Source organism: Pseudomonas sp. 9.2(2024), from assembly GCF_039695385.1.
GTDB classification, from domain to species: domain Bacteria; phylum Pseudomonadota; class Gammaproteobacteria; order Pseudomonadales; family Pseudomonadaceae; genus Aquipseudomonas; species Aquipseudomonas paraglycinae.
The window spans coordinates 285,890-311,121 of record NZ_CP155585.1; the positions used below are offsets into that span (position 1 = coordinate 285,890).

Below are 25,232 nucleotides of genomic sequence, written 5' to 3' on the forward strand. Positions count from 1 at the left end.
AGTTTTTAACCATGTCTGTGTTTACCCCCCTGGCTCGGCCCGAGCTGGAAACCTTTCTCGCCCCCTACGGGCTCGGCCGTCTGCTCGATTTCCAGGGGATCGCCGCCGGCAGCGAAAACACCAACTTCTTCATCAGCATGGAAAAGGGCGAGTTCGTCCTGACCTTGGTCGAGCGCGGCCCGGTGCAGGAAATGCCGTTCTTCATCGACCTGCTCGACGTGTTGCACGAAGCCGATCTGCCGGTGCCTTACGCACTGCGCACCACTGACGGCGTGGCCCTGCGCGAGCTGAAAGGCAAACCGGCGCTGCTACAACCGCGTCTGGCCGGCAAGCACATCAAGCAGGCCAACGCCCAGCATTGTGCGCAGGTCGGTGAGTTGCAGGCGCACCTGCACCTGGCGACCCAGGGCGACAACATGATCAAGCGCAAGACCGATCGTGGCCTGGACTGGATGCTGGAAGAGGGCACGCAGTTTCTCTCGCACCTGAGCGATGAACCTCGTGCGCTCCTGCAAACCGCGCTGGACGAAATCACCCGACAGAAAGAGAAAATTCTCGCACTGCCACGGGCGAACATTCACGCCGACCTGTTCCGCGACAACGCGATGTTCGAAGGCACGCATCTGACCGGGCTGATCGACTTCTACAACGCCTGCTCTGGTCCGATGCTTTATGACGTGGCGATTGCCCTGAACGACTGGTGCTCGGACGATGACGGCCTGATCGACGGCCCGCGTGCGCGTGCATTCTTGGGTGCCTACGCGGCACTGCGTCCGTTCACGGCGGCCGAGGCCGAGTTGTGGCCGACCATGCTGCGCGTGGCATGCGTGCGGTTCTGGCTGTCGCGCCTGATCGCGGCGGAATCGTTCGCCGGGCAGGACGTGCTGATCCACGATCCGAAAGAGTTCGAGCAGCGTCTGGCACAGCGTCAGACGGTCAGTACGCCGCTACCTTTCGCCCTGTAAAAGAAAAAACCGCAGCCTGTGCAGGCTGCGGTTTTTTGTATCAGAGCGATTCGAGACAACCCGCCAGATCATTCCCCAGCTTCTCCAGCACTTGCTCATAACCCTGAGCCGTCGCTGGCGTGTATCCGCCCAACGCATCCAGTTCCGCCAGTTTCACCGGCAGGCCAGCCACCAGGGTTTCGGCCAGACGTGGACGCAGCGGCGGCTCACTGAACACGCAGGTCTTGCCGACTTCCTGCAAACGCGTGCGCATTGCCGCCACATGCTGGGCGCCCGGCTGCACTTCCGCCGCGACGCTGAACACACCGGTGTGTTTCAGGCCGTAGGCGTCTTCGAAGTAGTCGAAGGCTTCGTGGAAGACGAAGTAGGGTTTGCCTTCAATACCGGCCAGACGTTTCTTCAAGCGCTGATCCAGTGCATCCAGACGCTCGTCGAACGCTTTGGCGTTGCTCTGATAGCGCTCGGCATTGGCCGGGTCTGCAGCGCTCAGGTCAGCGGCCATTTTGTCGGCAATAACTCGCGCGTTCACCGGCGATAGCCACAGATGCGCATCGAGGCTGCCCGGACGATGATCGTGGTCGTGTTCGTCGGCTTCTTCGGCATGGGAATGACTGTCTGCGGCGAAGCGGCGCAGTTTCATGCCCGGCAGGTCCTGTACCGCGACGCTCGGCAACGTACGACCGTTCAGCACGCGAGGCAGGAAACCTTCCATGTCCGGGCCGATCCAGTACAGCAGGTCCACCGATTGCACCTTGCGTACATCGGATGGGCGCAAGGCGTAGTTATGCGGCGAAGCGCCCGGTGGCAGCAGCACTTCCGGAATCGCCACGCCGTCCTGCACCGCGGCGGCAATCAGTTGCAGGGGCTTGATGCTGGTGAGGACTCTGACCTCGGCCTGAGCCGGACCGATCAGCAGAAAACCGGTGATGAATACGACAAAAACAGAAAAAAGTCGGGACACGATGACCACTCAATGAGGCGAGAACGGGTAACATAATAACGTCTCTAACCAAACTCGTCGCCGCTCATGCCTATTACACCGATTGCCAGCCGTCCCCACGACCACTCGCACTGCGTTCACAGCGCGCTGTCCGAGGCCGATGCCCTGTGTGCACAGAAAGGCCTGCGCCTGACCGCGCTGCGCCGGCGGGTGCTGGAACTGGTCTGGCAGAGCCACAAGCCGCTGGGTGCATACGACATTCTGGCGGTGCTCAGCGAGCAGGACGGCCGCCGCGCTGCGCCGCCGACCGTGTACCGGGCGCTGGATTTCCTGCTGGAAAACGGCCTGGTGCACCGCATCTCCTCGCTCAACGCCTTCGTCGGCTGCGTTCACCCGAAACATTCGCACCAGGGCCAGTTCCTGATCTGCCGTGAATGCCACGCCGCCATCGAACTTGAGCAAAAAACCATCAGCGACGCCATCGTCCACAGCGCCAAGGACGTCGGCTTCATCGTCGAGGCCCAGACCGTCGAAGTGGTCGGCCTCTGCTCCGGTTGCCGGGGGGCTTGATGAGCAATGCGCTGATCCGTCTGGAGCAGGTGGCGGTCCGGTTTGCCGGGCAGAACGTGCTGGACAACATTCACCTGAGCGTCGAGCCGGGGCAGATCGTCACCCTGATCGGCCCCAACGGCGCCGGCAAGACCACGCTGGTGCGCGCCGTGCTCGGGTTGTTGAAACCCGACAGCGGCAGCGTCTGGCGCAAGCCGAAACTGCGCGTGGGTTACATGCCGCAAAAACTTCACGTCGATCCGACCCTGCCGCTGTCAGTGCTGCGCTTCCTGCGGCTGGTGCCGGGCGTCGATCGCCCGCGCGCGCTGGCGGCACTCAAAGAAGTCGGTGCCGAGCACGTCATCGACAGCCCGGTGCAAAGCGTTTCCGGCGGTGAAATGCAGCGTGTGCTGCTGGCCCGGGCGCTGCTTCGCGAGCCGGAACTGCTGGTGCTCGACGAGCCGGTGCAAGGCGTCGATGTCGCCGGGCAAGCCGAGCTGTACAGCCTGATCACTCGCCTTCGCGACCGTCACGGCTGCGGCGTGTTGATGGTGTCCCACGATCTGCATCTGGTGATGAGCACCACCGATCAGGTGGTGTGCCTCAACCGTCACGTCTGCTGCTCCGGGCATCCCGAGCAGGTCAGCGGCGACCCGGCCTTCGTCGAGCTGTTCGGCAACAATGCGCCGAGCCTGGCGATCTATCACCACCATCATGACCACGCCCACGACCTGCACGGCTCGGTGGTCAAAGGGCCCCTGTCGGCTCAACCTCACGTTCACGGAGATAGCTGCAAGCATGGCTGATTTTCTGTTCTACGCCCTGCTTGCAGGTCTGGCGCTGGCGGTGGTCGCGGGGCCGCTTGGCTCGTTCGTGGTCTGGCGGCGCATGGCCTATTTCGGCGACACCCTGTCCCACGCCGCTCTGCTCGGCGTGGCGCTGGGCTTTCTGCTGGATGTCAGCCCGACTGTCGCGGTCACCGTCGGCTGCCTGCTGCTGGCGGTGTTGCTGGTGACTTTGCAACAGCGCCAGCCGCTGGCGTCCGACACGCTTTTGGGAATTCTCGCACCGAGCACGCTCTCCCTCGGGCTGGTGGTACTAAGCTTCATGCATGAAGTGCGGATCGACCTGATGGCCTATCTGTTCGGCGACCTGCTGGCGATCAGCCCGACCGATCTGGCGTGGATCCTCGGCGGTAGCGCGGCGGTGCTGGTGTTGCTGGTGACGCTGTGGCGGCCGCTGCTGGCGATCACCGTGCACGAAGAGCTGGCCAAAGTCGAAGGCCTGCCGGTGGCCGGTTTGCGCATGGCGCTGATGCTGTTGATCGCAGTGGTGATCGCCGTGGCGATGAAAATCGTCGGTGTGTTGCTGATTACTTCGTTGTTGATCATCCCGGCGGCTGCGGCACAACGTCACGCCCGTTCGCCGGAGCAGATGGCACTGGGCGCGAGCGTGCTGGGCATGCTCGCCGTGTGTGGCGGGCTGGCGCTGTCCTGGTTCAAGGACACCCCGGCTGGCCCGTCAATCGTTGTGACGGCGGCCGCACTGTTTCTGCTGAGTTTTGTTCTGCCCCGTCGAGGGGTGTAGACTTGCTCGTTTTTTGCGCAAATAGAGAGTCGCAGGAATGAAGCCGTTCGCCTCCCGTTATCTGCTCCTTGTGGCCTTTTCAGTGCTGCTGGGCGCCTGCCAAAGCACGCCGCCGGTGGCCGAAGTCCCCGATGCGCGGGCCAAGGCCATCGCACAGCTGGAGCAAAGCCTGGCCAGCAGCGAACTGGCCACTGCCGAAGACCAACTGGCAGCCTTGCAAGCCGAAACACCCAACGATCAATCCCTTGAGCAATACCAGCGCCAGTTGGCCGAAGCCTATCTGCGTCGCAGCCAGATCGTCCTGCAGAAGGGCGATGTGAATGCGGCCGCGACCGCGCTGGCCCGTGCCCGCGTGCTGATGCCCAAGGCCCCGGCACTGACCGGTGGCGTCAACGGTGCCATCACCGAAGCGCGCAAGGCCGAGCTGGAGAAGGCCGAAGCAGCGCTGCAAGCCGCCGAAGCCAAGCCGAAAGCCAAGGTGATCGATCCCACCGCCGAGAGCACCACGGTTGCGCTGAATATCACCGATAGCCGCAAACTTCGCCGCCAACTGGATGCGATCGCCGCCGATGTGGTGAATTACGACTGTGCGGTGAGCATTCAGGCCCCGCGCACCAATGATTACCCTTGGCTGGCGACGTTGATCACCAAGCGCGTGAAGAAGCTCGATCCGGATTTCGTTCTGAAGATCGAAAAACAGATTCTGCGCACGGTGCCGGCGCAGATGGTTCTGAGCCCGCGCAAACCTTGAATTAACCGCAGCCTGCTTTTCGCAGGCTGCGGTTTTTTTTCAGGCCGGAATCGCCTTGGCCTTGGCTTCCCTATCCCAAACCCGGTGCTGCCCGATCGCAGCAAAGAATGGCTTGGTCAGCGCGCCAACATCCTTGCCTTCTAGCAACCCCGCATCCGCCTCCAGCTTCAGCACGTCCAGCAACTGTTTGGCCTCGCCATGCAGCGCAATCGCCTTCAGGTGTTTGTACGCCTCCAGCAGGTAATGCAACGCCACGCCGTCACCGCTCAACGCCTTGACCGACGCCGCGCCACCCGGCACAAACACCGCATCGAACGCCACCGAAGGCAAACCTTCCATCGACGCATCCACCGCCAGGCTTTTGCCATCGGCGGTTTTCACCGGCGCCGAGGTCGGGCCGAGCAGTTTGGCGTGCGCACCTTCTGCCGCCAGCGCCTTCTTCATCGCATCAATTGCCGCACCATCGACACCATTGGCCGCAAGGATCGCGACTTTTCGTGTCTTGATGTTCTCCGGCAACAGGTTGGCCTGACTCAACGATGGTGAGCGATCCAGTGATGTTTTCGGTACGTCGACGGTGCCTTTGCCTGGCGCTGGAAGACCCAGGTTGGCCGCCACGCGTTTGGCCAGCTCCAGATCGATGTTGGCGAGAATCTCGTTCACTTGCCGCGCCCGGATGAACTCACGCTCAACCTTGCCGAGTTCGAAACTGTAGGCGGCGATGATGTGCTCTTTCTCGTGCGGGCTCATGCTGTTGAAGAACAGCCGCGCCTGGGAGAAGTGGTCGCTGAACGACTCGCTGCGCTGACGGATCTTGTTGGCGTCGATGCGCTCCGGATAGCTTTCGAACCCGCCGTCCTGCGCCGCCGGTGGGGTTTCCTTCGGCCAGCCGCCATCGATGGAATTCGGTTCGTAAGAGGCACGGCCCTTGTCGATCACCGTGCGGTGCTGGGCATCGCGCTGGCCGTTGTGAAACGGTGCGACCGGGCGATTGATCGGCAACTCATGAAAGTTCGGCCCGCCGAGTCGGCTGATCTGCGTGTCGGTGTAGGAAAACAGCCGACCTTGCAGCAGCGGGTCATTGGAGAAGTCGATCCCCGGCACGATATGGCCGGGACAGAACGCGACCTGCTCGGTCTCGGCGAAGAAATTGTCCGGGTTGCGATTGAGGGTCATCTTGCCCAGCGGCGTAATCGGAACGATTTCCTCGGGAATCAGTTTGGTCGGGTCGAGGATGTCGAAGTCGAAGTCGTGCTCGTTTTCCTCCTCGATGATCTGTACACCGAGTTCCCACTCCGGGTAATCACCCATCTCGATGGCTTCCCACAGATCGCGCCGGTGGTAGTCGGTGTCTTTACCGGCCAGCTTCTGCGCCTCGTCCCACACCAGCGAACAGGTGCCGGCGGTAGGGCGCCAATGGAATTTGACGAAGCGCGATTTGCCTTCGGCGTTGATCAGCCGGAAGGTGTGCACGCCGAAGCCCTGCATGCTGCGCAGGCTTTTCGGGATGGCCCGGTCGGACATGGCCCAGATAACCATGTGCGCCGACTCCGGCACCAGCGACACGAAGTCCCAGAAGGTGTCGTGTGCCGAGCCGCCGGTGGGGATTTCATTGTGCGGCTCGGGTTTTACCGCGTGAACGAAGTCGGGAAACTTGATCGCGTCCTGTATGAAAAATACCGGCATGTTGTTGCCAACCAGATCGAAGTTGCCTTCGTCGGTGAAGAACTTTACGGCAAAACCACGCACGTCACGCACGGTGTCGCCGGAACCACGCGGCCCCTGCACTGTGGAAAAACGCACGAACACCGGGGTTTTCTTCCCCGGATCCTGCAGGAAACCGGCCTTGGTCAGCGTCGAATGGTTCTCGTAGCTCTGAAAGAAACCATGGGCGCCAGTGCCGCGGGCGTGGACGATGCGCTCGGGAATCCGTTCATGGTCAAAGTGCGTGATCTTTTCACGCATGATGAAGTCTTCCAAAAGCGACGGCCCGCGAGCTCCGACCTTGAGGGTGTTCTGATTATCAGCAATTTTCACGCCCTGGTTGGTGCGCAGGGCCTGACCGGTAGCGTCGGAGCGAAATTTTTCCAGGCTGTCGAGTTTGGCGTTGGTGTTGGCGCGATCCGGGGTATCGGTGCCGGCCAGTTGGCTTTTGTCATTGGCAGGTTTCTTGGTACTCATCAGTCATGAACTCCTGTTTGTCCCGGGATTGCCCCGGAACGCTTGAGTGTTTCCCAGGCACGGCACCCAGGGTTTTCAAGTCGCTTAAGTAGTGACTGACGAGGGTTTCGGGCGTTCCTTTTTTATGACCTTTGATCCTGTTATTGCCAAATCGAAGGTTATTTGCGAAATAAATGCTAAGAACCTCTATACGGACAGGCTAAAATGCGCGCCCGGCTAACCGCTGATCCTTTTCCAACGCGCCCCACAAGGTTCGCTACGTGATCGAGTTTCAAAACGTCCATAAGACTTACCGCGTCGCCGGTAAGGACATCACCGCGCTGCACCCGACCAGCTTCTCCATCGAGAACGGTCAGGTGTTCGGCCTGATTGGCCATTCCGGCGCGGGAAAAAGTACCCTGCTGCGTCTGATCAATCGCCTGGAGCAATCCAGTGGCGGCAAGATCATCGTCGACGGCGAAGAAGTCACCGCGCTGGACGCCAACGGCCTGCGCCGTTTCCGTCAGCAGGTCGGGATGATCTTCCAGCACTTCAACCTGCTGGCATCCAAGACCGTGGCCGACAACGTCGCGCTGCCACTGACCCTGGCCGGTGAACTGTCCCGCGCCGAGATCGACCAGCGTGTGGCCGAGTTGCTGGCGCGGGTCGGTCTGTCCGATCACGCCAAAAAGTACCCGGCGCAGCTGTCCGGCGGTCAGAAGCAGCGCGTCGGCATCGCCCGCGCCCTGGCGACCAAGCCGAAGATCCTGCTGTGCGACGAAGCCACCAGCGCCCTCGACCCGCAGACCACGGCGTCGGTCCTGCAGCTGCTGGCCGAGATCAACCGCGAGCTGAAACTGACCATCGTCCTGATCACCCACGAGATGGATGTTATCCGCCGCGTTTGCGATCAGGTTGGCGTGATGGACGCCGGTGTGATCGTCGAGCAAGGTTCGGTGGCCGATGTGTTCCTGCATCCGAAGCACCCGACCACCAAGCGCTTTGTTCAGGAAAGCGAGCAGATCGACGAAAGCGAGCAGCGCGATGACTTTGCTCACGTGCCGGGCCGCATCGTGCGTCTGACCTTCCAGGGCGAAGCGACCTACGCGCCGTTGCTCGGTACCGTCGCCCGGGAAACCGGTGTGGACTACAGCATCCTGGCCGGTCGCATCGACCGCATCAAAGACATTCCTTACGGGCAATTGACCCTCGCCGTCACCGGTGGCGACATGGAAGCGGCGTTCGCCCGCTTCACCGCCGCTGACGTTCATATGGAGGTGTTGCGCTAATGGAAGACCTGATGAGTTTCTTCACCAATATCGACTGGTACGAAATCTGGCTCGCAACCGGCGACACCATGATGATGCTCGGCGGTTCGCTGCTGTTCACCGTGCTGCTCGGCCTGCCGCTGGGCGTGCTGTTGTTCCTGTGCAGCCCACGCCAGTTGCTCGAAGCCAAAGGCGTGTACGCCTTGCTGTCGCTGGTGGTGAACATCCTGCGTTCGCTGCCGTTCATCATTCTGTTGATCGTGATGATCCCGTTCACCGTGCTGATCACCGGCACCTCGCTGGGCGTGGCCGGTGCGATTCCGCCGCTGGTAGTGGGCGCGACACCGTTCTTTGCGCGGCTGGTGGAAACCGCCCTGCGTGAAGTCGATCGCGGCATCATCGAAGCGACCCAGTCGATGGGTGCGACCACTCGCCAGATCATCATGAACGCCCTGCTGCCGGAGGCCCGTCCGGGCATCTTCGCAGCAATTACGGTGACGGCGATTACACTGGTTTCCTACACGGCGATGGCCGGTGTGGTCGGTGCCGGTGGCCTGGGTGACCTGGCGATCCGTTTCGGCTATCAGCGGTTCCAGACCGACGTGATGATCGTCACCGTGGTGTTGCTGCTGATTCTGGTGCAAGTGCTGCAAATGGTCGGCGACCGACTGGTCGTGCACTTCTCGCGCAAATAACCGGTTTTGAAATGACATGAGCCGGCCATTCGCTGGCAGGCGCCAGACCGGCGCCGTAAAAAGGAGTTAGCTGAATGAAAAAACTGATCGTTGCCCTGGCTGCCGTTGCAGCGTTCTCGGCCCACGCCGACGAAACCCTGACCGTTGCTGCCACTCCGGTACCGCACGCGGAAATCCTCGAATTCGTGAAGCCGGCTCTGGCCAAAGAAGGCGTGGATCTGAAGGTCAAGGTGTTCACCGACTACGTACAGCCGAATGTCCAGGTGGCCGAGAAGCGTCTGGACGCCAACTTCTTCCAGCACCAGCCGTACCTCGATGAGTTCAACAAGGCCAAGGGCACCAGCCTGGTGTCCGTGACCGGCGTGCACCTGGAACCGCTGGGCGCCTACTCCAGCAAGTTCAAGAAAATCGAAGAGCTGCCAAGCGGCGCCAACGTGGTGATCCCGAACGACGCCACCAACGGCGGTCGTGCGCTGTTGCTGCTGGCCAAGGCCGGCGTGATCACCCTGAAGGATCCGACCAACATCCTGTCGACCGTCAAGGACATCGCCCAGAACCCGAAAGACCTGAAGATCCGTGAACTGGAAGCCGCGACCATCCCGCGCGTGCTGACCCAGGTCGACCTGGCGCTGATCAACACCAACTACGCGCTGGAAGCCAAGCTCGATCCATCCAAGGACGCGCTGGTCATCGAAGGCAGCGACTCGCCTTACGTGAACATCCTGGTGTCCCGCGCGGACAACAAGGACAGCGACGCGATGAAGAAACTGGCCGCTGCGCTGCACAGCCCGGAAGTGAAGAAATTCATCACCGAGAAGTACAAAGGCGCGGTGCTGCCGGCGTTCTGATTCACATAGTTGCAACGAAAAAGGGGACGCCAGTGGCGTCCCCTTTTTTGTGGCCGGATGTTCAGCTTTGGACCCACTGTGTATTCGTCCCTCACCCCAGCCCTCTCCCGAAGGGAGAGGGGGCCGACCGAGGTGTCCTGCGTCCTGCATCGACCTGAAAGATCTTGGCGATTATGAATTCGAAGCAGTACGTTCAATTTGGTGTAGCTCGCCAATATTCCCCATTCAGTCCCCTCTCCCTCCGGGCGGTCCGACGTTTCGGGAGGGTTAGGGTGAGGGCTAGCTTTTGATCTTCTTACTTGCGGTTCAACATCACCGGCAACTGCGCCACCAGCTTGGCGTTGTTCAGCGGCGCCCGAATAAACCCGCGCTGCGTACCATCAGGCCCGATCACCGCCAGGTTCCCACTGTGATCCACCGTGTAGTTCGGCTTGCTGGTGTCCGCTGGAATGAACGGAATGCTTACTGCGTTCGCCACCTTCTGCAGCTCGTCGATCGACTTCGGCGTGAGGCCGATGAACTGTGGATCGAAGTAACCCAGGTACTGCTTCAACTGCGCGGGGTTGTCGCGGTTCGGGTCGACGCTGACCAGCACGATCTGCAATTTATCCACAGCGTCCTTCGGCAGTTCGCTCTTGATCTGGCGCAACTGGGCGAGGGTGGTCGGGCAGATGTCCGGGCAGAAGGTGTAGCCGAAGAACAGCAGGCTCCACTTGCCCTTGAGCTCGTTGACCGTGACCGGTTGGCCGTCCTGATTGGTCATCGTCACGTCCGGCAGGTTACGGCTCTGCGGCAGCAGGATGATGCCGGCGTCGATCAGTGCGGTCGGGTCGCCCTGGCCCTTGCCGCTCAGCACTTTGTTGACGGTCAGGCCGAGGATCAGCGCGATCACGGCGACGAGGATGAAGACGGTTTTCTGGGTTCGAGTCATAGGTTCAACAGTAAGTAGTGGTCTACGAGCAGGGCAATGAACAGCAGAAACAAGTACCAGATAGAGTACTTGAAGGTGTTGATCGCCGCGTGCGGTCGAGTGCCACGGTACAGCACCACGGCCCATTGCAGAAACCTGGCGCCCAGACCGAGCGCGCAGATCAGGTACAGCAGGCCGCTCATGTGGATCACGTACGGCAACAGGCTGACCGCCAGCAGGGCGAAGGTGTACAGCAGAATGTGCACCTTGGTGTAGTGCTCGCCATGGGTGACCGGCAGCATCGGAATGTCGGCCTTGGCGTATTCCTCTTTGCGATGGATGGCCAGCGCCCAGAAGTGCGGCGGGGTCCAGGCGAAGATGATCAGCACCAGCAGCAGCGGTTCGGCACTGACGTGGCCGGTGGCCGCGGTCCAGCCGAGCAGTGGCGGAGCGGCGCCGGCGAGGCCGCCGATGACGATGTTCTGCGGCGTCGCACGTTTGAGAAAACCTGTGTAGATCACCGCGTAGCCGAGCAGCGAGGCCAGGGTCAGCCAGGCGGTCAGCGGATTGGTGAAAGTCAGCAGCAAGGCCTGGCCGAGCAGCGCCAGCACCAGCGCAAAGGTCAGTGCGCCTGTGGGCGAAACCCGGCCCTCGGCCAGCGGCCTTTTATGGGTGCGGGCCATGACCGCATCGATGCGTCGGTCCACCACATGATTGACCGCCGCCGCGCCACCGGCACACAGCGCGATCCCGAGGTTGCCGAACACCAGCACCGTCCACGGCACCCCGGCGCGGGTTGCGAGGAACATGCCGACCAGCGAGGTGATCAGCATCAGCACCACGACTTTCGGTTTGGTCAGCTCCAGATAATCACGCCACAGCGCCTGCGCCGGACGTTCGCCGATCAGAATCGCCATGGCGTCTCTCCTTTAATAGTGATGGGCGCCGCCGAGTGTTTGCGCGGGCTCAGGCGCCAGCGCGCGATCATCGGCTGCTTGACCCGAACCAGACTGGTCCGCGCGTGGTAGTTGACCAGCACCATCGTCAGCAGCAGCGCCGCACCGCCGGCGTTATGCGCCACGGCCACCGGCAGCGGCAGATGGAACAGCACGTTGCTGATGCCGAGGGTGATCTGCGCCGCGAGGGCGATCAGCACCAGTCCGGCCAGTCGGGTCATGCCCACCACTTTCAGTTGCCAGGCCAGACCGAGCAGGACGAGCGTCACCAGCAACGCGCCGATGCGGTGGGTCAGGTGAATCGCCGTGCGAGCATCGCTGTCGAGTTGCCCGCCGAGGTAGTTGGGGCCGATGTGTTGGGTCAGATGAAAGCCGTTGGCGAAATCTGCCGGCGGCAGCCATTGGCCGTGGCAGGTCGGGAAGTCGATGCAGGCCACCGCCGCATAGTTGGAGCTGACCCAGCCACCCAGTGCGATCTGGCCGATCACCAGCAGCAATCCAGCAGTGGCCCAATATTGCAGGCGCTTGGGCACGGTCAGCGCCGGCAGCACGCCGGACAGTCGCAAGGTCAGCAGAAACAGCAGGCTCAAGGTCGCGAAGCCACCGAGCAAATGCCCGGTCACCACTTGCGGCCAGAGCTTGAGTGTCACCGTCCACATGCCGAACGCCGCCTGGGCGAACACCACCGCCAGCAGAAACAGCGGCAGTTTCAGCGGTTGCCCGGGATGACGACGATTGACCCACGCGCGCCCGGCCAGTACCGAGATCAGCATGCCGAGGGTGCCGGCGAAGTAGCGGTGGATCATCTCGTTCCAGCCTTTATGCGCCTCCACCGGCGAGTCGGGGTAATGCAGTTCGGCATGGGCCAGTTGGGCTTCGCTTTTCGGCACGCTGATGAACCCGTAGCAGCCCGGCCAGTCCGGACAGCCGAGGCCGGCGTGGGTCAGGCGGGTGTAGGCGCCGAGCAGCACGACGATCAGTGCCAGCAGGGTGGCAAACAGCGCGAGGCGAAATCCAGGTTTGGCCATGACGATGCCCTTATCCGATGTTCGACAGTTTCAGCAGGTGGCGCAGGTCGTTGAGCAGATCCTTGCCCTTGACGCTCGGGTCGTAGCGCAGCACGAGGTTGCCGTGGGGATCGATGATCCACAGTTGCGGCGTGGCCTTGTCGCCCGTGGCCTTGCTGAAGGTGGCTGCGTCCAGCGGGTAGCGTTGCAGCTGCGGGTATTCGCGGGTCAGCTTGGCTTCGTAGTCGGCGCCCAGTGGTTGCGCGGCGGCCAGGGCGTGGCTGGCGCGCCCGGCTTCGCGGCCCAGGCCGATCTGGATCTGCCGCGCCAGGTACACCAGCTGCTGGCAGTCCACCGCGCAGTCCTTCGGTGCGGTGACCAGCATCTGCCAGCGCGTTTCGTCAGCCTGGATGCCGAGGTCGGCGCGGGTCTGGCCGTTGCCGATCAGTTCGCCGTGGTAGCTGCGACCTTCCGGCACCCAGAACTGCAACTTGTACATGCCGGTGGCGAGGATCATCGGCCCGACCACGCCGAGCACGATCAGCAGCAGCTGGATACGTCCGCGACGGCGACTGGCCGGGGCTTTTGCTTCAGACATGCTGGGTGGATTCATGGCCGCTCCCATGGTGTTTCTCCTTTGCGTTGTGCCAGCCGAGATAGAGGTAGAGACCGAACAGGGCGGTGGCCATGGCGAACCACTGCACGGCGTAACCGAGGTGTTTTTCCGGGCCCATCGCGACCACCGGCCAGTCGGCCTGATAGCTGGCGGGGCCGGGTTCGGCGCGTAATTCGTAGGCGAAGCCGTCGCGTTCGAGGGTTTTCCACAATTTCGCGGGTTCGACGGCGGTGACGGTTTGCGGCCAGCGGCTGCTGACCGGATCGGCATGCAGCTGGAAGGTGGCGCCGGGGGCGACGTACACCCAGGCATCGACATTCACGGCGTCGGTCGGTGTGTTGAATTGCGGGGCCGTGCGCCGATCCGGCCACGGCAGCCAGCCGCGATTGACCAGCAGCCACTGGCCGCTGCGTTGATCCTGAAACGGTTGCAGCAATTCGACGCCGACTTTGCCGTTGCGCTGACGGTTGTCCAGCAACAGGCTGTGGGCGGCGTCGAACTGGCCGTGCAGATGCACCCGGCGAAAGGCCGGATCGGCGCTGTGCAGCAACTCGGTGCTGGCCATCGGTTCGGCGGTGCGGCGTTCGGCGTAGCTGGCGAGCAGGGCGGTTTTCTCCGCGCCCCGGCCCAGTTGCCAGAAGCCCAGCGAAATCAGCAACGGCAGCAGCAGGCCGACCACCAGTGTCGGCACCACACCCGGCCGGAAGCGCTTCATGGTCGCGCCAGAAAATCAGTGAACGCGATCGCTATACTCAACTGCATCGCTTGTTCCCCCGGAGTTCTTCCCATGCTCAAAGCAGCCATCGTCCTGATGCTGATTGCCACGGTGGTCAGCCTTTTCAGCGGCCTGTTTTTCCTGGTCAAGGACGACAGCAGCTCGAATCGGCTGGTGATCGCCTTGAGTGTTCGGGTGGCGTTGGCCGCTTGCACCGTCGGCTTGATTGCCTGGGGTTTCTACAGCGGCCAACTGGTGTCCCACGTGCCGTGGTAGCTGCAAGCGCCAAGCGCCAAGCGCCAAGCTACAAGCTACAAGCTACAAGCCTTACCGTTTTGACTTGAAGCTCGCAGCTCGCGGCTCGCAGCTGCTGTTAAAGCACATAAACGAAGATGAACAAGCCGATCCAAACCACATCGACGAAGTGCCAATACCAGCTCGCCGCTTCAAAACCGAACTGATGTTCGTTGTCGAAGTGGCCCTTCATGATGCGCATCAGCATCACGAACAGAATGATCGTGCCGATGGTCACGTGGGCGCCGTGGAAACCGGTGAGCATGAAGAACGTCGCGCCGTAGATGCCCGAGCCGAGGGTCAGCCCCAGTTCGTGGTAGGCGTGGATGTATTCTTCGGCCTGGAAGCCGAGGAACGCGCAACCCAGCAGCACGGTGATCGCCAGCCACAGTTTCAGCGCGCCGCGATGACCTTTCTTCAGCGCGTGGTGGGCGATGGTGATGGTCACGCTGGAACTCACCAGCAGGATGGTGTTGATCAGCGGCAGGCCCCAGGGGCTGATGACTTCCTTGGGCGGCGGGAACAGTTTCGGATCCGGCGTGTGCAACAGCGGCCAGGTGAACTGGAAATTCGGCCAGAGCATGTGGGCGATGCCTTTGGTGCCTTCGCCGCCCAGCGCCGGGCCGGAGATGTGTCGCACGTAGAACAGCGCGCCGAAGAAGGCGATGAAGAACATCACCTCGGAGAAGATGAACCAGCTCATGCCCCAGCGGAACGAGCGGTCCAGCTGCGGGCTGTACAACCCCGCGCGGCTTTCCTTGATCACTGTGCCGAACCAGCCGAACAGCATGTACGCCAGCAACAGGCCGCCGACGAAAAAGATCAGCGGGCCGTGGGATTCCGGACGCGCTGCCTTCAGATCGTTGAACCAGGTCGCCAAACCGTACACGGTGACGAACATCCCCACCGTGGCGACGATCGGCCACTTGCTCTGGGCCGGGACGTAATAGTGCTCATGAGTTGCCATTTATTGTTCTCCTTATCGGGCACGCTTAACCGCCAGTGTTTGCAGCCACCGGAGGATGTCGGGCGGTGATATCGAACAGCGTGTAGGACAGCGTCAGGTGCTTCACGTCCTTGGGCATGTCGCGGTCAACGATGAAACGCACCGGCATCTCGATCTGCTGACCGGGCTGCAGCACCTGCTGGGTAAAACAAAAGCATTCGGTCTTGTGGAAATACGCCGCCGCATTGCTCGGCGCGATGCTCGGTACGGCTTGAGCGCTCATCGGTTTGTCGGTGGGGTTGCGGGCGATGAAGATCATCTCGTTCACCGCGCCGGGGTTGGCCGTCAGCTCGTCATGCTTGGGATAGAAATCCCATGGCATGTCGGCGGTGTTGGTCGACAGAAATTGCACCCGGACCTGCCGCGTAGCATCGACGGTCTGCTCGCCCTCGTACTGCCCGGCGGTCTTGCCGTTGATACCGAACGCCTTGCACATCACGTCGTAGATCGGCACCAGGGCAAAGCCGAAGACGAACATCGCCACCACCACGCCGAGCAGTCGGGTGACCAGCTTCTTCATCGAAATCGAGTCAGCCATGGTGGCGGCCCTCAACGGCTACAGGGTTCATTTCACTTCCGGCGGCGTGGTGAAGGTGTGATACGGCGCCGGTGACGGCACGCTCCATTCCAGACCTTCGGCGCCATCCCACGGTTTGGCCGGAGCCGGCTCGCCGCCACGGATGGTCTTGATCACGATGAACAGGAAGAAGATCTGCGTGGCGCCGAACATGAACGCGCCGATCGACGAGACCATGTTGAAGTCGGCGAACTGCAGGTTGTAGTCCGGAATCCGCCGGGGCATGCCCGCCAGTCCCACGAAGTGCATCGGGAAGAACGTCAGGTTCATGCCGACGAAGGACAGCCAGAAGTGCAGCTTGCCCAGGGTTTCGTCGTACATGTGGCCGGTCCATTTCGGCAGCCAGTAATAGGCCGACGCGAAGATCCCGAAGATCGCCCCCGGCACCAGCACGTAGTGGAAGTGCGCCACCACGAAGTAGGTGTCCTGGTACTGGAAGTCCGCCGGGGCGATGGCCAGCATCAGTCCGGAGAAACCGCCGATCGAGAACAGGATCACGAACGCCACGGCAAACAGCATCGGCGTCTCGAAGGTCATTGAGCCTTGCCACATGGTGCTGGCCCAGTTGAATACCTTCACCCCGGTCGGCACCGCGATCAGCATCGTCGCGTACATGAAGAACAACTCGCCCACCAGCGGGATGCCCACCACGAACATGTGGTGCGCCCAGACGATGAACGACAGGAACGCGATGCTCGCCGTGGCGTAGACCATCGAGGTGTAGCCGAACAGCGGCTTGCGCGAGAAGGTCGGGATGATCTGGCTGACGGCACCGAAGGCCGGCAGGATCATGATGTACACCTCGGGGTGGCCGAAGAACCAGAACACATGCTGGAACAGCACCGGGTCACCGCCACCGGCGGCACTGAAGAAGCTGGTGCCGAAGTGGATGTCCATCAGCATCATCGTCACGCACCCGGCCAGCACCGGCATCACCGCGATCAGCAGGAACGCGGTGATCAGCCAGGTCCAGACGAACAGCGGCATTTTCATCAGGGTCATGCCGGGGGCGCGCAGGTTGAGGATGGTGGCGATCACGTTGATCGCGCCCATGATCGAACTGATCCCCATCAGGTGGATGGCGAAGATGAAGAACGTCACGCTTTCCGGGGCATAGGTGGTGGACAGCGGTGCGTAGAACGTCCAGCCGAAGTTCGGCCCGCCACCGGGGGTGAACAGGGTCGAGACCAGCAGCAGGAACGCCGCCGGCAGCAGCCAGAAGCTGAAGTTGTTCATCCGCGGCAGGGCCATGTCCGGTGCGCCGACCATCAACGGGATCATCCAGTTGGCGAGGCCGACGAACGCCGGCATCACCGCACCGAACACCATCACCAGACCATGCATGGTGGTCATCTGGTTGAAGAACGCAGGCTCCACGATCTGCAGGCCGGGCTGGAACAGCTCGGCGCGGATCACCATGGCGAACGAGCCGCCGAGCAGGAACATGCAGAACGCAAACCACAGGTACAGCGTGCCGATGTCCTTGTGGTTGGTGGTCAGTACCCAGCGCATCAGGCCTTTGGCGGGGCCGTGGGCGTGGTCGTGGTCGGCATGACCGTGGTCATCGATGACAGCGCTCATGGCCGGTCTCCTTCAAGTGAGTGGACTGGGCAGGTCGGAGCGCATTGCCCCGACCGGTTCACGAAGTACGCAATAGACCGGCTCATTTGCTTTCCGCCTGTTTCAGCTCCAGCACTTCTTTTGGCGTGACCATGTCGCCCTTGTTGTTGCCCCAGGCGTTACGTTCGTAGGTCACGACCGCTGCGATATCGACTTCCGACAGCTGCTTGCCGAACGCCGCCATGGCGGTGCCGGGCTTGCCGTGGAAGACAATGCTCAAGTGGCCTTCTTTCGGGCCGGTGGCGATTTTCGAGCCCTTGAGGGCCGGGAACATCGGCGGCAGGCCCTGGCCTTCAGCCTGGTGACAGGCGACGCAGGTGGTGTGGTAGATCTTGTCGCCACGTTCCTTGAGTTCGTCGAGGGTCCATTCCTTGCTGGTCAGCTCCTTGAGCTGCAATGCTTCAGCCTTGCGCTCGGCGAGCCATTTTTCGTAGTCGGCCTTCTCCTTGACGTCGACCACGATCGGCATGAAGCCGTGGTCCTTGCCGCACAGCTCGGCGCACTGACCACGGTAGAGGCCGGGCTTGTCGATGCGGGTCCAGGCTTCGTTGACGAACCCGGGGATCGCATCGCGCTTGACCGCGAAGGCCGGCACCCACCAGGAGTGGATCACGTCGGCGGAGGTCACGAGGAAGCGCACCTTGGCCCCTGTCGGCAGCACCAGCGGCTTGTCGACCTCGAGCAGGTAATGCTCGCCCTTGGCTTCCTTGTTGTGAATCTGTTCGGCGGGCGTGGCCAGGTTGCTGAAGAACTCGACGTCCTGGCCCAGGTATTTGTAGTGCCACTTCCACTGATAACCGGTGATCTGGATATCGATATCCGGCTCACTGGTGTCGTACATCTTGATCAGGGTCGCGGTCGCCGGAACGGCCATCGCCACCAGGATCAGCAGCGGGACGACGGTCCAGAGAATTTCGACGGTGGTGCTTTCGTGGAATTTTGCGGCGACCTGCCCGGTAGAACGGCGGTGCACCATCATCGACCAGAACATGGCGCCGAAGACGATGATCCCGATCACCACACAGATCCAGAAAATGGTCATGTGCAGGTCGAATACTGCGTGACTGATTTCAGTCGCTCCAGGCGCCATATTCACAGTCCAGGCAGCTTGCACCGGGCTGAAAATCGACCACAACAGGAGGCCCATCCAGACGTGTGGATGTCGCATCATTGCGGGTTCCCCTTATAGTTCTTGTTATCCCGCCGGCTTTCACCAGAGGCAAGGGAGCGGCTGCATCAGACTACGAACTTGAATCGCCGGGCCTTGCTGCGTGGGCAGTCGGGCGTCATCAGCTAACTCCATTCAATGGCGAGTATAGACAGCCACCGAGAAATGCAATGTGCGGACGTAAATCGAATGAAACAGCTGACGCTTGCGTTCCAGGGCACGAATGGAGAAGGATGCAGACGAGTGGTGGCAAACCGATATAACGCCGTTGCATCAAGGATGAAATAATTATGACAAATGCGTCTTAGCATTTTTCGTAAGCCAGCTAAGTTATGTCTTCCCTATTTCATTGCCTTGTTTCCTGGAGTTTTCATGAACACCGCCGCATTGCGCGAGCAGATCCACATAGCCCGACAACACGAGATTGAAACCGGAAAGCTGACCCGTCAGCTGGAAGCCCAACTGCAACACCTGCACCCGGCCATCCAGTTGCCGGAAACCGACGCCAACGGCGTGCTGACGCGTTTTGTCGCCGCCTACATCGACGAAGTGCCAGACCTGCTGGATGCAGCCAATGAAGTCGCCAGGGAAGCGGGAATCGAATCGCAGATCAAACCGGTGCTGAAAATCGCCGAGCAGTACTTCCTCCAGCCACCCGTGGGCCTGGACAGTCTGCTGGACGAAGCCTATCTGGCGCACCGTTTTGTCGAAGAGGTCAACGACCTGTACATCAAGCATTTCGGCCAGCCACTGATCCCCTTGGACATGACGGTCGCCAATCTGATTGCTCACCAGTTGATCGGTGAGGAATTTGCCAACCAACTCGACGAAGTGGTGCATCACGCGGTGGACAGCATGCTCGACGACGACAGCTTTGCGCTGGAGTCGGTGGAAGCCTACCGCGAGAAACTCAGCAGCCCGGACACCGGTGCGGCGTGGAAACGCTGGCCGTGCATGAGCCGCCGTCTGGGCGTGGGCCTGGAGCTGGATCAGCCTGCGGCTTGATCCCGGCGCAAACGATTGGGGGAACAGATTGCTCTGTTCCCCCAAATGTTTTCAGCCCGCCGCTCCGATCCCGGTGGTGGTGCGGATCCGCCCTTCGAGCCGCCGTTTCAACCCGCGCGACTCGATCAACAGCTTCGCCCCCTTGGCCGCATTCGCCCGGCCCCACTCTTCGAGCAGTTCCAGACACGAATGGTCGATGTAGCTCAGGTTATTGAGCGGCACATGCACCGTGGTGCCCGGCGGAATGCTGCCCAGTACCTGAGTCAGCGCCGGCACCTTGAGGAACGTCGCGGCGCCCACCAGGCGCAACTCCATTTCCCCGTCCTGCGGCAGATCGATCAGGCTGATTTTCAGGCGTGAGGCCTTGAACGCCAGTTTCACCAGGGTCAGACCGAAACCGATCAGCACGCCGGTCAACAGGTCGGTGAAGATGATCGCCAGTGCTGTGGCGGCGTAGGTGAACATTGGCATCCGGCCATATCGGGCCAGACCACGGAATGCCTTGAGGTCCACCAGTTTGAAGCCGGTGTAGACCAGAACGCCCGCCAGACTCGCCACCGGAATGCTCTGCAACACGCTCGACAGCAACAGCACGAACGCCAGCAGCCACAGGCCATGGAAAATCGTCGAGTAGCGTGTGGTGGCGCCGGCCTGGACGTTGGCCGAACTGCGCACGATCACCCCCGTCATCGGCAGCGCGCCGACCAGACCGCAAAGCATGTTGCCGACGCCTTGCGCGGACAGCTCCCGGTCGAAATCCGAACGCGGGCCGCTGTGCATGCGATCCACCGCAGCGGCGGACAGCAGGGTTTCGGCGCTGGCGATGAAGGCGACGGCGAATGCGGCGATCAGCAGCGTTGGATCGGCGAGACTGAGCAGATCCGCCGGTTTCAGCCAGTCGATGGCTTCGGCGAGATTCTCTGGCACTTCAACCCGTTTCACTTGCAACGCCAACAGCAGGCTGGCGCCTGTCGCCAGCCCGACCCCGAGCAGCGCGCCCGGAATAAAGCGCAGCGAATGCGGGCGGAATTTCTCCCACAACCACATCACGGCTATGGTCGACAGCCCGAGCAACCCGGCCTGCCAGCCTAAGGACGGCAAGGCCTGCGCCACTGCGCCGGGGAATGCCGTGAGGTTGTCGAGGCCGGAGGGTTTCGGTGACGCATCGAGCATCACATGCACTTGCGACAGCACAATCAGCACGCCAATCCCCGCGAGCATGCCGTACACCACCGCTGGCGCCGTGACCCGAAACCAGCAACCGAGCTTCAGCCGTCCGGCCACCAGTTGCAGAAAACCGGCGAGCAGCAGGATCGGCCCGAGCATTTCGATGCCGTGCTGGCGCACCAGCTCGAACACCAGCACCGCCAGACCCGCCGCCGGCCCGCTGACCTGCAACGGCGACCCCGCCAGCCAGCCCACCACCAGACCGCCGATGATCCCGGTGATCAGGCCTTTGGCCGGCGGCAGCCCTGACGCAATGGCAATGCCCATGCACAGCGGCAACGCGACCAGAAACACAACCACTGAAGCGAGCAGCTCCCGTGGCAACACAGCTTTCAATTGAGCCGCACGCATGGCGATACTCCCGAAGTTTTCTTCAGGCGTGGCAAGGCCTGGCCGCTGAAACAGCGGCCGGCGTCAAACCACACAGATTTTTAGGAGGATTTAGAAGCGCGCTTTGGGCGTCGCCACCGGGATCGGATGGCTGCCGTCGAGCGGCAGGAAGCATCCCTGATCCGCGTCGTAAGCTTTGATTTCGCTGGTTTCGATGTTGTAGACCCAGCCATGGATGAACAGATGACCGTTCGCCATGCGCGAGGCTACCGAAGGATGGGTACGCAAGTGCTGCAGTTGGGCGATGACGTTTTCCTCGGTGAGGATCGGCATGCTTTCTTTTTCGTCGGCGCAGTTGCAGTTGTCATGCACCATGGTTTTCGCGACTTCGGCGTGGCGCAGCCAGGCTTTGACCGTCGGCATCTTTTCCAGGCTGTCCGGGTTGAGCACCGCGCGCATGGCGCCGCAGTCGGAGTGGCCGCAGATGATGATGTGCTGCACGCCAAGTGCCAGAACCGCATATTCGATGGCGGTGGAAACGCCGCCGTTCATCTGGCCGTAGGGTGGCACCACGTTGCCGACGTTCCGCGTCACGAACAGATCGCCGGGCGAACTCTGGGTGATCAGTTCGGGCACGATGCGCGAATCGGCGCAGGTGATGAACATGGCCCGTGGCGACTGGGCCGTGGCGAGTTTCTTGAAGAGTTCTTCCTGCTGCGGAAAGACCTCATGATGAAAATGCAAAAAGCCGTCAACGATACGATTCAACGCTGCATCGGCGGATTCCGCCACAGGGGCGGCTTGCGCCGACGCAGCCAACGGCTGTTTATCCTTGTCACTCATGATTCATCCTCATTGGCGGATTCGGGGAGTCGTTCCCGTGTATTCCGGTGTGAAGCCAGTGGCTGTTTAGAACATCCGGGTCATCCCGACCCATCAGTCACTCGATGAACAAGGTAACCGCCGAAACTTAACTCAAACTGAATCAAGCGCTCTAGAACGTGTGTTCCAGGTCACAAAAAACGTGACCGGCGTAAACCGGGCCAAGCATTCCTTCCTCTCAACCATAGGCCAATTGACCCTAAATCAGCGCCATCTGGCGACCCGGCGGACAGAAGGCTGTGCAGTCGAGGTTGAAGCCTTCGCGGTGATTGAGCCCCAGGCGCTTGATCGCTTTGGCGAAGCGCTGGGCGAGCAGATCGGCGAACGGACCCTCGCCGCGCATCCGGGCACCGAAACGGCTGTCGTAAAGCTCGCCGCCACGGCTCTGGCGGATCAGGCTTAGCACATGCGCCGCACGTTGCGGGTAGTGTGCCTCAAGCCATTCCTCGAACAGCGGCGCCACCTCCAGCGGCAGGCGCAGCATCATGTAGGCCGCGCTCTGGGCACCGGCGGCGTGGGCTTCGGTCAGCAGGCTTTCGATTTCGCTGTCGTTGATCATCGGAATCATCGGCGAACACAGCACACCGACCGGAATCCCCGCCTCGCGCATGACCCGGATTGCCCGCAACCGGGCCTTGGGCGCGGCGGCGCGGGGCTCGAGAATGCGTTTAAGTTCGTCGTCCAGGGTGGTCAGGCTGATCATCACCGCCACCAGCCGTTGTTGCGCCAGTTCGGTGAGCAGGTCGAGGTCGCGCAGGATCAGCGAGCCCTTGGTGACGATGGTCACCGGATGCCGGTAGCGCAGCAGCACTTCGAGGGTCTGGCGTGTGATCCGGCGTTCGCGTTCGATCGGCTGATAGGGATCGGTATTGGAGCCGAGGTTGATCGGCGCGCATTGATAGCCTTTTTTCCCCAGCTGTTCTTCCAGCACCTGGGCGGCGTTGGTTTTGGCGATCAGTTTGGTTTCGAAATCCAGCCCCGGCGACATGTCCCAATAGGCGTGGCTGGGTCGTGCATAGCAATAAATGCAGCCGTGCTCGCAGCCGCGATAGGGATTGATCGAGCGGTCGAAGGGCAGGTCCGGCGAGGTGTTGCGGGTGATGATGGTCTTCGCGGTTTCGAAGCTGACTTCGGTGCCCTGGGTCAAAGGCACTTCCTGAAACCAGCCGTCATCCTCGGCCACCGAACGACTCGGCGCGAAGCGGTTGTGCGGGTTGGTCGCGGTGCCGCGACCGCGCGGGGGCAAGGGGCTGGTCATCACGGGTGTCCTTGGTCTGTACATGCATACAGTATCCGCAAGGTGGCGGATGATCCACTACCGTTCAGCCGTCGATCAATAAATCGAGCGGTTAGTTGCAAGTTTGTCTAGAGCTAAAGTTGTAGTTGTGCAAATTGAAGAAACATAAGTTGGCTGTTCGTTTACTGTTCAAGTTCGTAGTATCCACTTCGCTTCACACCACTTGACTATATAAAAGACAAAAGGATTTGATGATGTCGTTTTTTAATTCGCGCGGTATTTTTCTGCAACTGATGCAGCCCGGCCCATCGGAGCCCAATACACTGGTTTCCATGCAACTGGCGCGCAAGGAACTGGGCTGGGATGCGGAGGCTGGCGTGCAGACCGAAATGCTGGTTGACCCGATCTTTGTTACCGCGACCTCCCGGGATGGCGGCCATACCTTCAGCATCGGCCGTCTGGAGCACGATGTGGATCGTGACGGTGAAATCGGTGAGCAGGATCGAGCCAAACTGGTTGCTCTGGCCAAAGCCTATGCCAGTATTACCAATCCGTAACAGCCATTAAATAAATAACCCCTGCATGATTAATCATGCAGGGGTTACTGCGTTTAGTTGTGGTTTGTTACTTGTCCAAGATCACCGGCTGATGTTGTAGTCATATCGTCGGTACGTAACTTGGCAACATCTTTTGCGGTGACGGTGGAGCCCTTGTTACCCCAACTTCCACGAATAAAGCTCACGACATCCGCCACTTCCTGATCCGACAGACGCCAGGCGAAACCCGGCATGGTGAAGGTCGATGGCGCTGCGTGCGTCGCAGGCAAGGTGCCGCCCTTGAGCACAATGTGGATAAGCGAGGTCGGGTCGTCCGATTGCAGCACCGGATTGCCTGCCAGCGCCGGGAACACCCGGGTGTAGCCGTGGCCGTCCGTGCGGTGGCACGCCGCGCAGTTGTCGATGTACACAGACGCGCCACGCTGACTGTCATCACCGTTCCACAAGGCCTTGGCAGCTTTCTCGTCGTACTGGTGCGGCTGGTCGGCAGGATCATTGGCTGGCAGCGATTTCAGGTAGCGGGCAATCGCGGTCAGGTCGGCGTCGGTCATGTACTGCATGCTGTGGGTGACCACGTCGCTCATGCCGCCGAACACCGCGCTGCGGTCGCTGCGACCGGTCTTGAGGAATTGCACCAGTTGTTCTTCGCTCCAGCTGCCGAGACCGTCCTTGTGGTCGCCGCGCAGGCTCTTGGCGATCCAGCCTTCCAGCGGCGCACTGCCTGACAGAAAACTGCTGCCTTCGGCCGCGCTCAGGGATTTTTCCTGCATGGTCAGGGCCCGTGGCGTATGGCAGGCGCCGCAATGTCCGAGGCCCTCCACCAGATACGCCCCACGGCTGACGACGGCATCGTCCGACGCGGCTTTGTAATCCTCGACCTTCGGCGCGAACAGCCAGCGCCAACCCATCAGTGGCCAGCGCATGCTCAGTGGCCAAGGGATGTCGCTGGCCTTGTTCTCTTGCGCCACCGGTTCCACGCCGTGCATGAAGTAGGCGTAAAGCGCCTGCATGTCGGTTTCGCTGACACGGGCGTAGGACGGGTACGGCATCGCCGGGTACAAGGTACTGCCGTTTTTGGCCACGCCATGGCGCACGGCCTGGTCGAAATCCTCGAAACTGTAGTCACCGACGCCGGTTTTATCCGGGGTGATGTTGGTCGAGTAGATCGTGCCGATCGGGGTTTCCATCGGCAGGCCACCGGCGAACGGCTTGCCATCCTTGGCCGTGTGGCAGGCCACGCAGTCGCCGGCACGGGCGAGGTATTCGCCTTGTTTGATCAAGGATTGATCAACTTCGGCGCCATGAACGGCCGTGCTGCCGAGCAGCGCGAGGGTCGCGATAACGAGAGTCTTCATGGTCATC

At 61.4% G+C, this 25,232-nt stretch carries 26 protein-coding genes; 11 read left to right on the forward strand and 15 right to left on the reverse strand.

The genetic code is table 11. The features are described from left to right. Positions 1–11: 11 nt before the first annotated feature. Complete coding sequence (locus ABFB52_RS01305; RefSeq protein WP_085748044.1) at positions 12–965, forward strand: homoserine kinase; 954 nt, start codon at positions 12–14, stop codon at positions 963–965. A gap of 40 nt (positions 966–1,005) precedes the next feature. On the opposite strand, the gene ABFB52_RS01310 is transcribed toward ABFB52_RS01305, so the two are convergent. Further along, a complete protein-coding gene (locus ABFB52_RS01310; protein ID WP_102688238.1) occupies positions 1,006–1,926 on the reverse strand; it encodes a zinc ABC transporter substrate-binding protein in 921 nt (306 codons plus the stop codon). Positions 1,927–1,992: 66 nt separating this feature from the next. Here ABFB52_RS01310 and zur point away from each other — a divergent pair, with 66 nt between their 5' ends. Genes zur through ABFB52_RS01330 form a run of 4 tightly spaced genes read left to right on the forward strand, consistent with a single transcriptional unit; the run spans position 1,993 to position 4,792 of the window. Continuing rightward, the gene (zur, locus tag ABFB52_RS01315; protein WP_011331783.1) at positions 1,993–2,475 is read left to right on the forward strand and encodes a zinc uptake transcriptional repressor Zur; all 483 of its coding nucleotides are present in this window, start codon (positions 1,993–1,995) and stop codon (positions 2,473–2,475) included. Then, positions 2,475–3,260: a zinc ABC transporter ATP-binding protein ZnuC gene (znuC, locus tag ABFB52_RS01320; protein WP_129973327.1), complete on the forward strand. Its 786-nt coding sequence runs from the start codon at positions 2,475–2,477 to the stop codon at positions 3,258–3,260. Before zur ends, znuC begins: the two co-directional genes overlap by 1 nt. Next, a complete protein-coding gene (gene znuB, locus ABFB52_RS01325) occupies positions 3,253–4,041 on the forward strand; it encodes a zinc ABC transporter permease subunit ZnuB (RefSeq protein WP_007954005.1) in 789 nt (262 codons plus the stop codon). The genes znuC and znuB overlap by 8 nt, the downstream gene beginning before the upstream one ends. A 37-nt stretch (positions 4,042–4,078) precedes the next feature. Beyond that, the gene (locus ABFB52_RS01330) at positions 4,079–4,792 is read left to right on the forward strand and encodes a PA5502 family lipoprotein (protein ID WP_129973326.1); all 714 of its coding nucleotides are present in this window, start codon (positions 4,079–4,081) and stop codon (positions 4,790–4,792) included. 39 nt (positions 4,793–4,831) lie between these two features. Here ABFB52_RS01330 and katE read toward each other — a convergent pair whose 3' ends face one another. Beyond that, entirely contained in the window at positions 4,832–6,973 is a 2,142-nt protein-coding gene (katE, locus tag ABFB52_RS01335; protein WP_129973325.1) for a catalase HPII, read from the reverse strand. 260 nt (positions 6,974–7,233) lie between these two features. Between katE and ABFB52_RS01340 the strand changes: the two genes are divergently transcribed. The 3 genes from ABFB52_RS01340 to ABFB52_RS01350 all read left to right on the forward strand — a co-directional run bounded on the left by ABFB52_RS01340 (position 7,234) and on the right by ABFB52_RS01350 (position 9,763). Further along, entirely contained in the window at positions 7,234–8,241 is a 1,008-nt protein-coding gene (locus tag ABFB52_RS01340; RefSeq protein ID WP_007953999.1) for a methionine ABC transporter ATP-binding protein, read from the forward strand. After that, complete coding sequence (locus ABFB52_RS01345; protein WP_007953997.1) at positions 8,241–8,915, forward strand: methionine ABC transporter permease; 675 nt, start codon at positions 8,241–8,243, stop codon at positions 8,913–8,915. Before ABFB52_RS01340 ends, ABFB52_RS01345 begins: the two co-directional genes overlap by 1 nt. 74 nt (positions 8,916–8,989) lie before the next feature. Further along, positions 8,990–9,763, forward strand: a complete 774-nt coding sequence (locus ABFB52_RS01350; RefSeq protein WP_085647188.1) for a MetQ/NlpA family ABC transporter substrate-binding protein — start codon at positions 8,990–8,992, stop codon at positions 9,761–9,763. Positions 9,764–10,058: 295 nt separating this feature from the next. On the opposite strand, the gene ABFB52_RS01355 is transcribed toward ABFB52_RS01350, so the two are convergent. Genes ABFB52_RS01355 through ABFB52_RS01375 form a run of 5 tightly spaced genes read right to left on the reverse strand, consistent with a single transcriptional unit; the run spans position 10,059 to position 13,967 of the window. Further along, positions 10,059–10,694, reverse strand: a complete 636-nt coding sequence (locus ABFB52_RS01355) for an SCO family protein (RefSeq protein ID WP_007953994.1) — start codon at positions 10,692–10,694, stop codon at positions 10,059–10,061. Further along, positions 10,691–11,590: a heme o synthase gene (gene cyoE / locus ABFB52_RS01360; protein ID WP_007953992.1), complete on the reverse strand. Its 900-nt coding sequence runs from the start codon at positions 11,588–11,590 to the stop codon at positions 10,691–10,693. Before cyoE ends, ABFB52_RS01355 begins: the two co-directional genes overlap by 4 nt. Further along, complete coding sequence (locus tag ABFB52_RS01365; protein ID WP_085748048.1) at positions 11,578–12,657, reverse strand: COX15/CtaA family protein; 1,080 nt, start codon at positions 12,655–12,657, stop codon at positions 11,578–11,580. The genes cyoE and ABFB52_RS01365 overlap by 13 nt, the downstream gene beginning before the upstream one ends. A gap of 10 nt (positions 12,658–12,667) precedes the next feature. Then, positions 12,668–13,261: a hypothetical protein gene (locus tag ABFB52_RS01370; RefSeq protein ID WP_007953988.1), complete on the reverse strand. Its 594-nt coding sequence runs from the start codon at positions 13,259–13,261 to the stop codon at positions 12,668–12,670. Beyond that, entirely contained in the window at positions 13,227–13,967 is a 741-nt protein-coding gene (locus ABFB52_RS01375; protein ID WP_102688241.1) for an SURF1 family protein, read from the reverse strand. The genes ABFB52_RS01370 and ABFB52_RS01375 overlap by 35 nt, the downstream gene beginning before the upstream one ends. A 72-nt stretch (positions 13,968–14,039) precedes the next feature. On the opposite strand from ABFB52_RS01375, the gene ABFB52_RS01380 reads away from it, so the two are divergent. Further along, complete coding sequence (locus tag ABFB52_RS01380) at positions 14,040–14,243, forward strand: twin transmembrane helix small protein (RefSeq protein ID WP_085748051.1); 204 nt, start codon at positions 14,040–14,042, stop codon at positions 14,241–14,243. A 97-nt stretch (positions 14,244–14,340) separates the two neighbouring features. Here ABFB52_RS01380 and ABFB52_RS01385 read toward each other — a convergent pair whose 3' ends face one another. The 4 genes from ABFB52_RS01385 to coxB form a co-directional block, all read right to left on the reverse strand. Further along, a complete protein-coding gene (locus ABFB52_RS01385) occupies positions 14,341–15,228 on the reverse strand; it encodes a cytochrome c oxidase subunit 3 (RefSeq protein WP_011331798.1) in 888 nt (295 codons plus the stop codon). Between the two features lie 25 nt (positions 15,229–15,253). Further along, positions 15,254–15,805 (reverse strand): cytochrome c oxidase assembly protein, encoded by a 552-nt coding sequence (locus ABFB52_RS01390; RefSeq protein WP_085606414.1) that lies wholly within the window; start codon positions 15,803–15,805, stop codon positions 15,254–15,256. A gap of 27 nt (positions 15,806–15,832) precedes the next feature. Beyond that, complete coding sequence (ctaD, locus tag ABFB52_RS01395; protein WP_007953983.1) at positions 15,833–17,425, reverse strand: cytochrome c oxidase subunit I; 1,593 nt, start codon at positions 17,423–17,425, stop codon at positions 15,833–15,835. A gap of 82 nt (positions 17,426–17,507) precedes the next feature. Next, positions 17,508–18,635, reverse strand: coding sequence for a cytochrome c oxidase subunit II (gene coxB / locus ABFB52_RS01400; RefSeq protein ID WP_064592505.1), 1,128 nt, complete (start codon positions 18,633–18,635; stop codon positions 17,508–17,510). Between the two features lie 369 nt (positions 18,636–19,004). Between coxB and ABFB52_RS01405 the strand changes: the two genes are divergently transcribed. Further along, positions 19,005–19,637 carry a hypothetical protein gene (locus ABFB52_RS01405; RefSeq protein WP_129973324.1) on the forward strand — a complete coding sequence of 211 codons (633 nt, stop codon included), beginning with the start codon at positions 19,005–19,007 and terminating at the stop codon, positions 19,635–19,637. 51 nt (positions 19,638–19,688) lie between these two features. Here ABFB52_RS01405 and ABFB52_RS01410 read toward each other — a convergent pair whose 3' ends face one another. The 3 genes from ABFB52_RS01410 to ABFB52_RS01420 all read right to left on the reverse strand — a co-directional run bounded on the left by ABFB52_RS01410 (position 19,689) and on the right by ABFB52_RS01420 (position 23,334). Beyond that, positions 19,689–21,215 carry a SulP family inorganic anion transporter gene (locus tag ABFB52_RS01410; protein WP_102688243.1) on the reverse strand — a complete coding sequence of 509 codons (1,527 nt, stop codon included), beginning with the start codon at positions 21,213–21,215 and terminating at the stop codon, positions 19,689–19,691. Positions 21,216–21,305: 90 nt separating this feature from the next. Next, a complete protein-coding gene (locus tag ABFB52_RS01415; protein ID WP_039764830.1) occupies positions 21,306–22,037 on the reverse strand; it encodes a carbonic anhydrase in 732 nt (243 codons plus the stop codon). 238 nt (positions 22,038–22,275) lie between these two features. Further along, complete coding sequence (locus ABFB52_RS01420; protein WP_129973323.1) at positions 22,276–23,334, reverse strand: PA0069 family radical SAM protein; 1,059 nt, start codon at positions 23,332–23,334, stop codon at positions 22,276–22,278. 233 nt (positions 23,335–23,567) lie between these two features. Here ABFB52_RS01420 and ABFB52_RS01425 point away from each other — a divergent pair, with 233 nt between their 5' ends. After that, positions 23,568–23,870: a hypothetical protein gene (locus ABFB52_RS01425; protein WP_007953977.1), complete on the forward strand. Its 303-nt coding sequence runs from the start codon at positions 23,568–23,570 to the stop codon at positions 23,868–23,870. Between the two features lie 53 nt (positions 23,871–23,923). Here ABFB52_RS01425 and ABFB52_RS01430 read toward each other — a convergent pair whose 3' ends face one another. Beyond that, positions 23,924–25,225 (reverse strand): cytochrome c, encoded by a 1,302-nt coding sequence (locus ABFB52_RS01430; RefSeq protein WP_102688244.1) that lies wholly within the window; start codon positions 25,223–25,225, stop codon positions 23,924–23,926. Positions 25,226–25,232 lie beyond the last annotated feature (7 nt).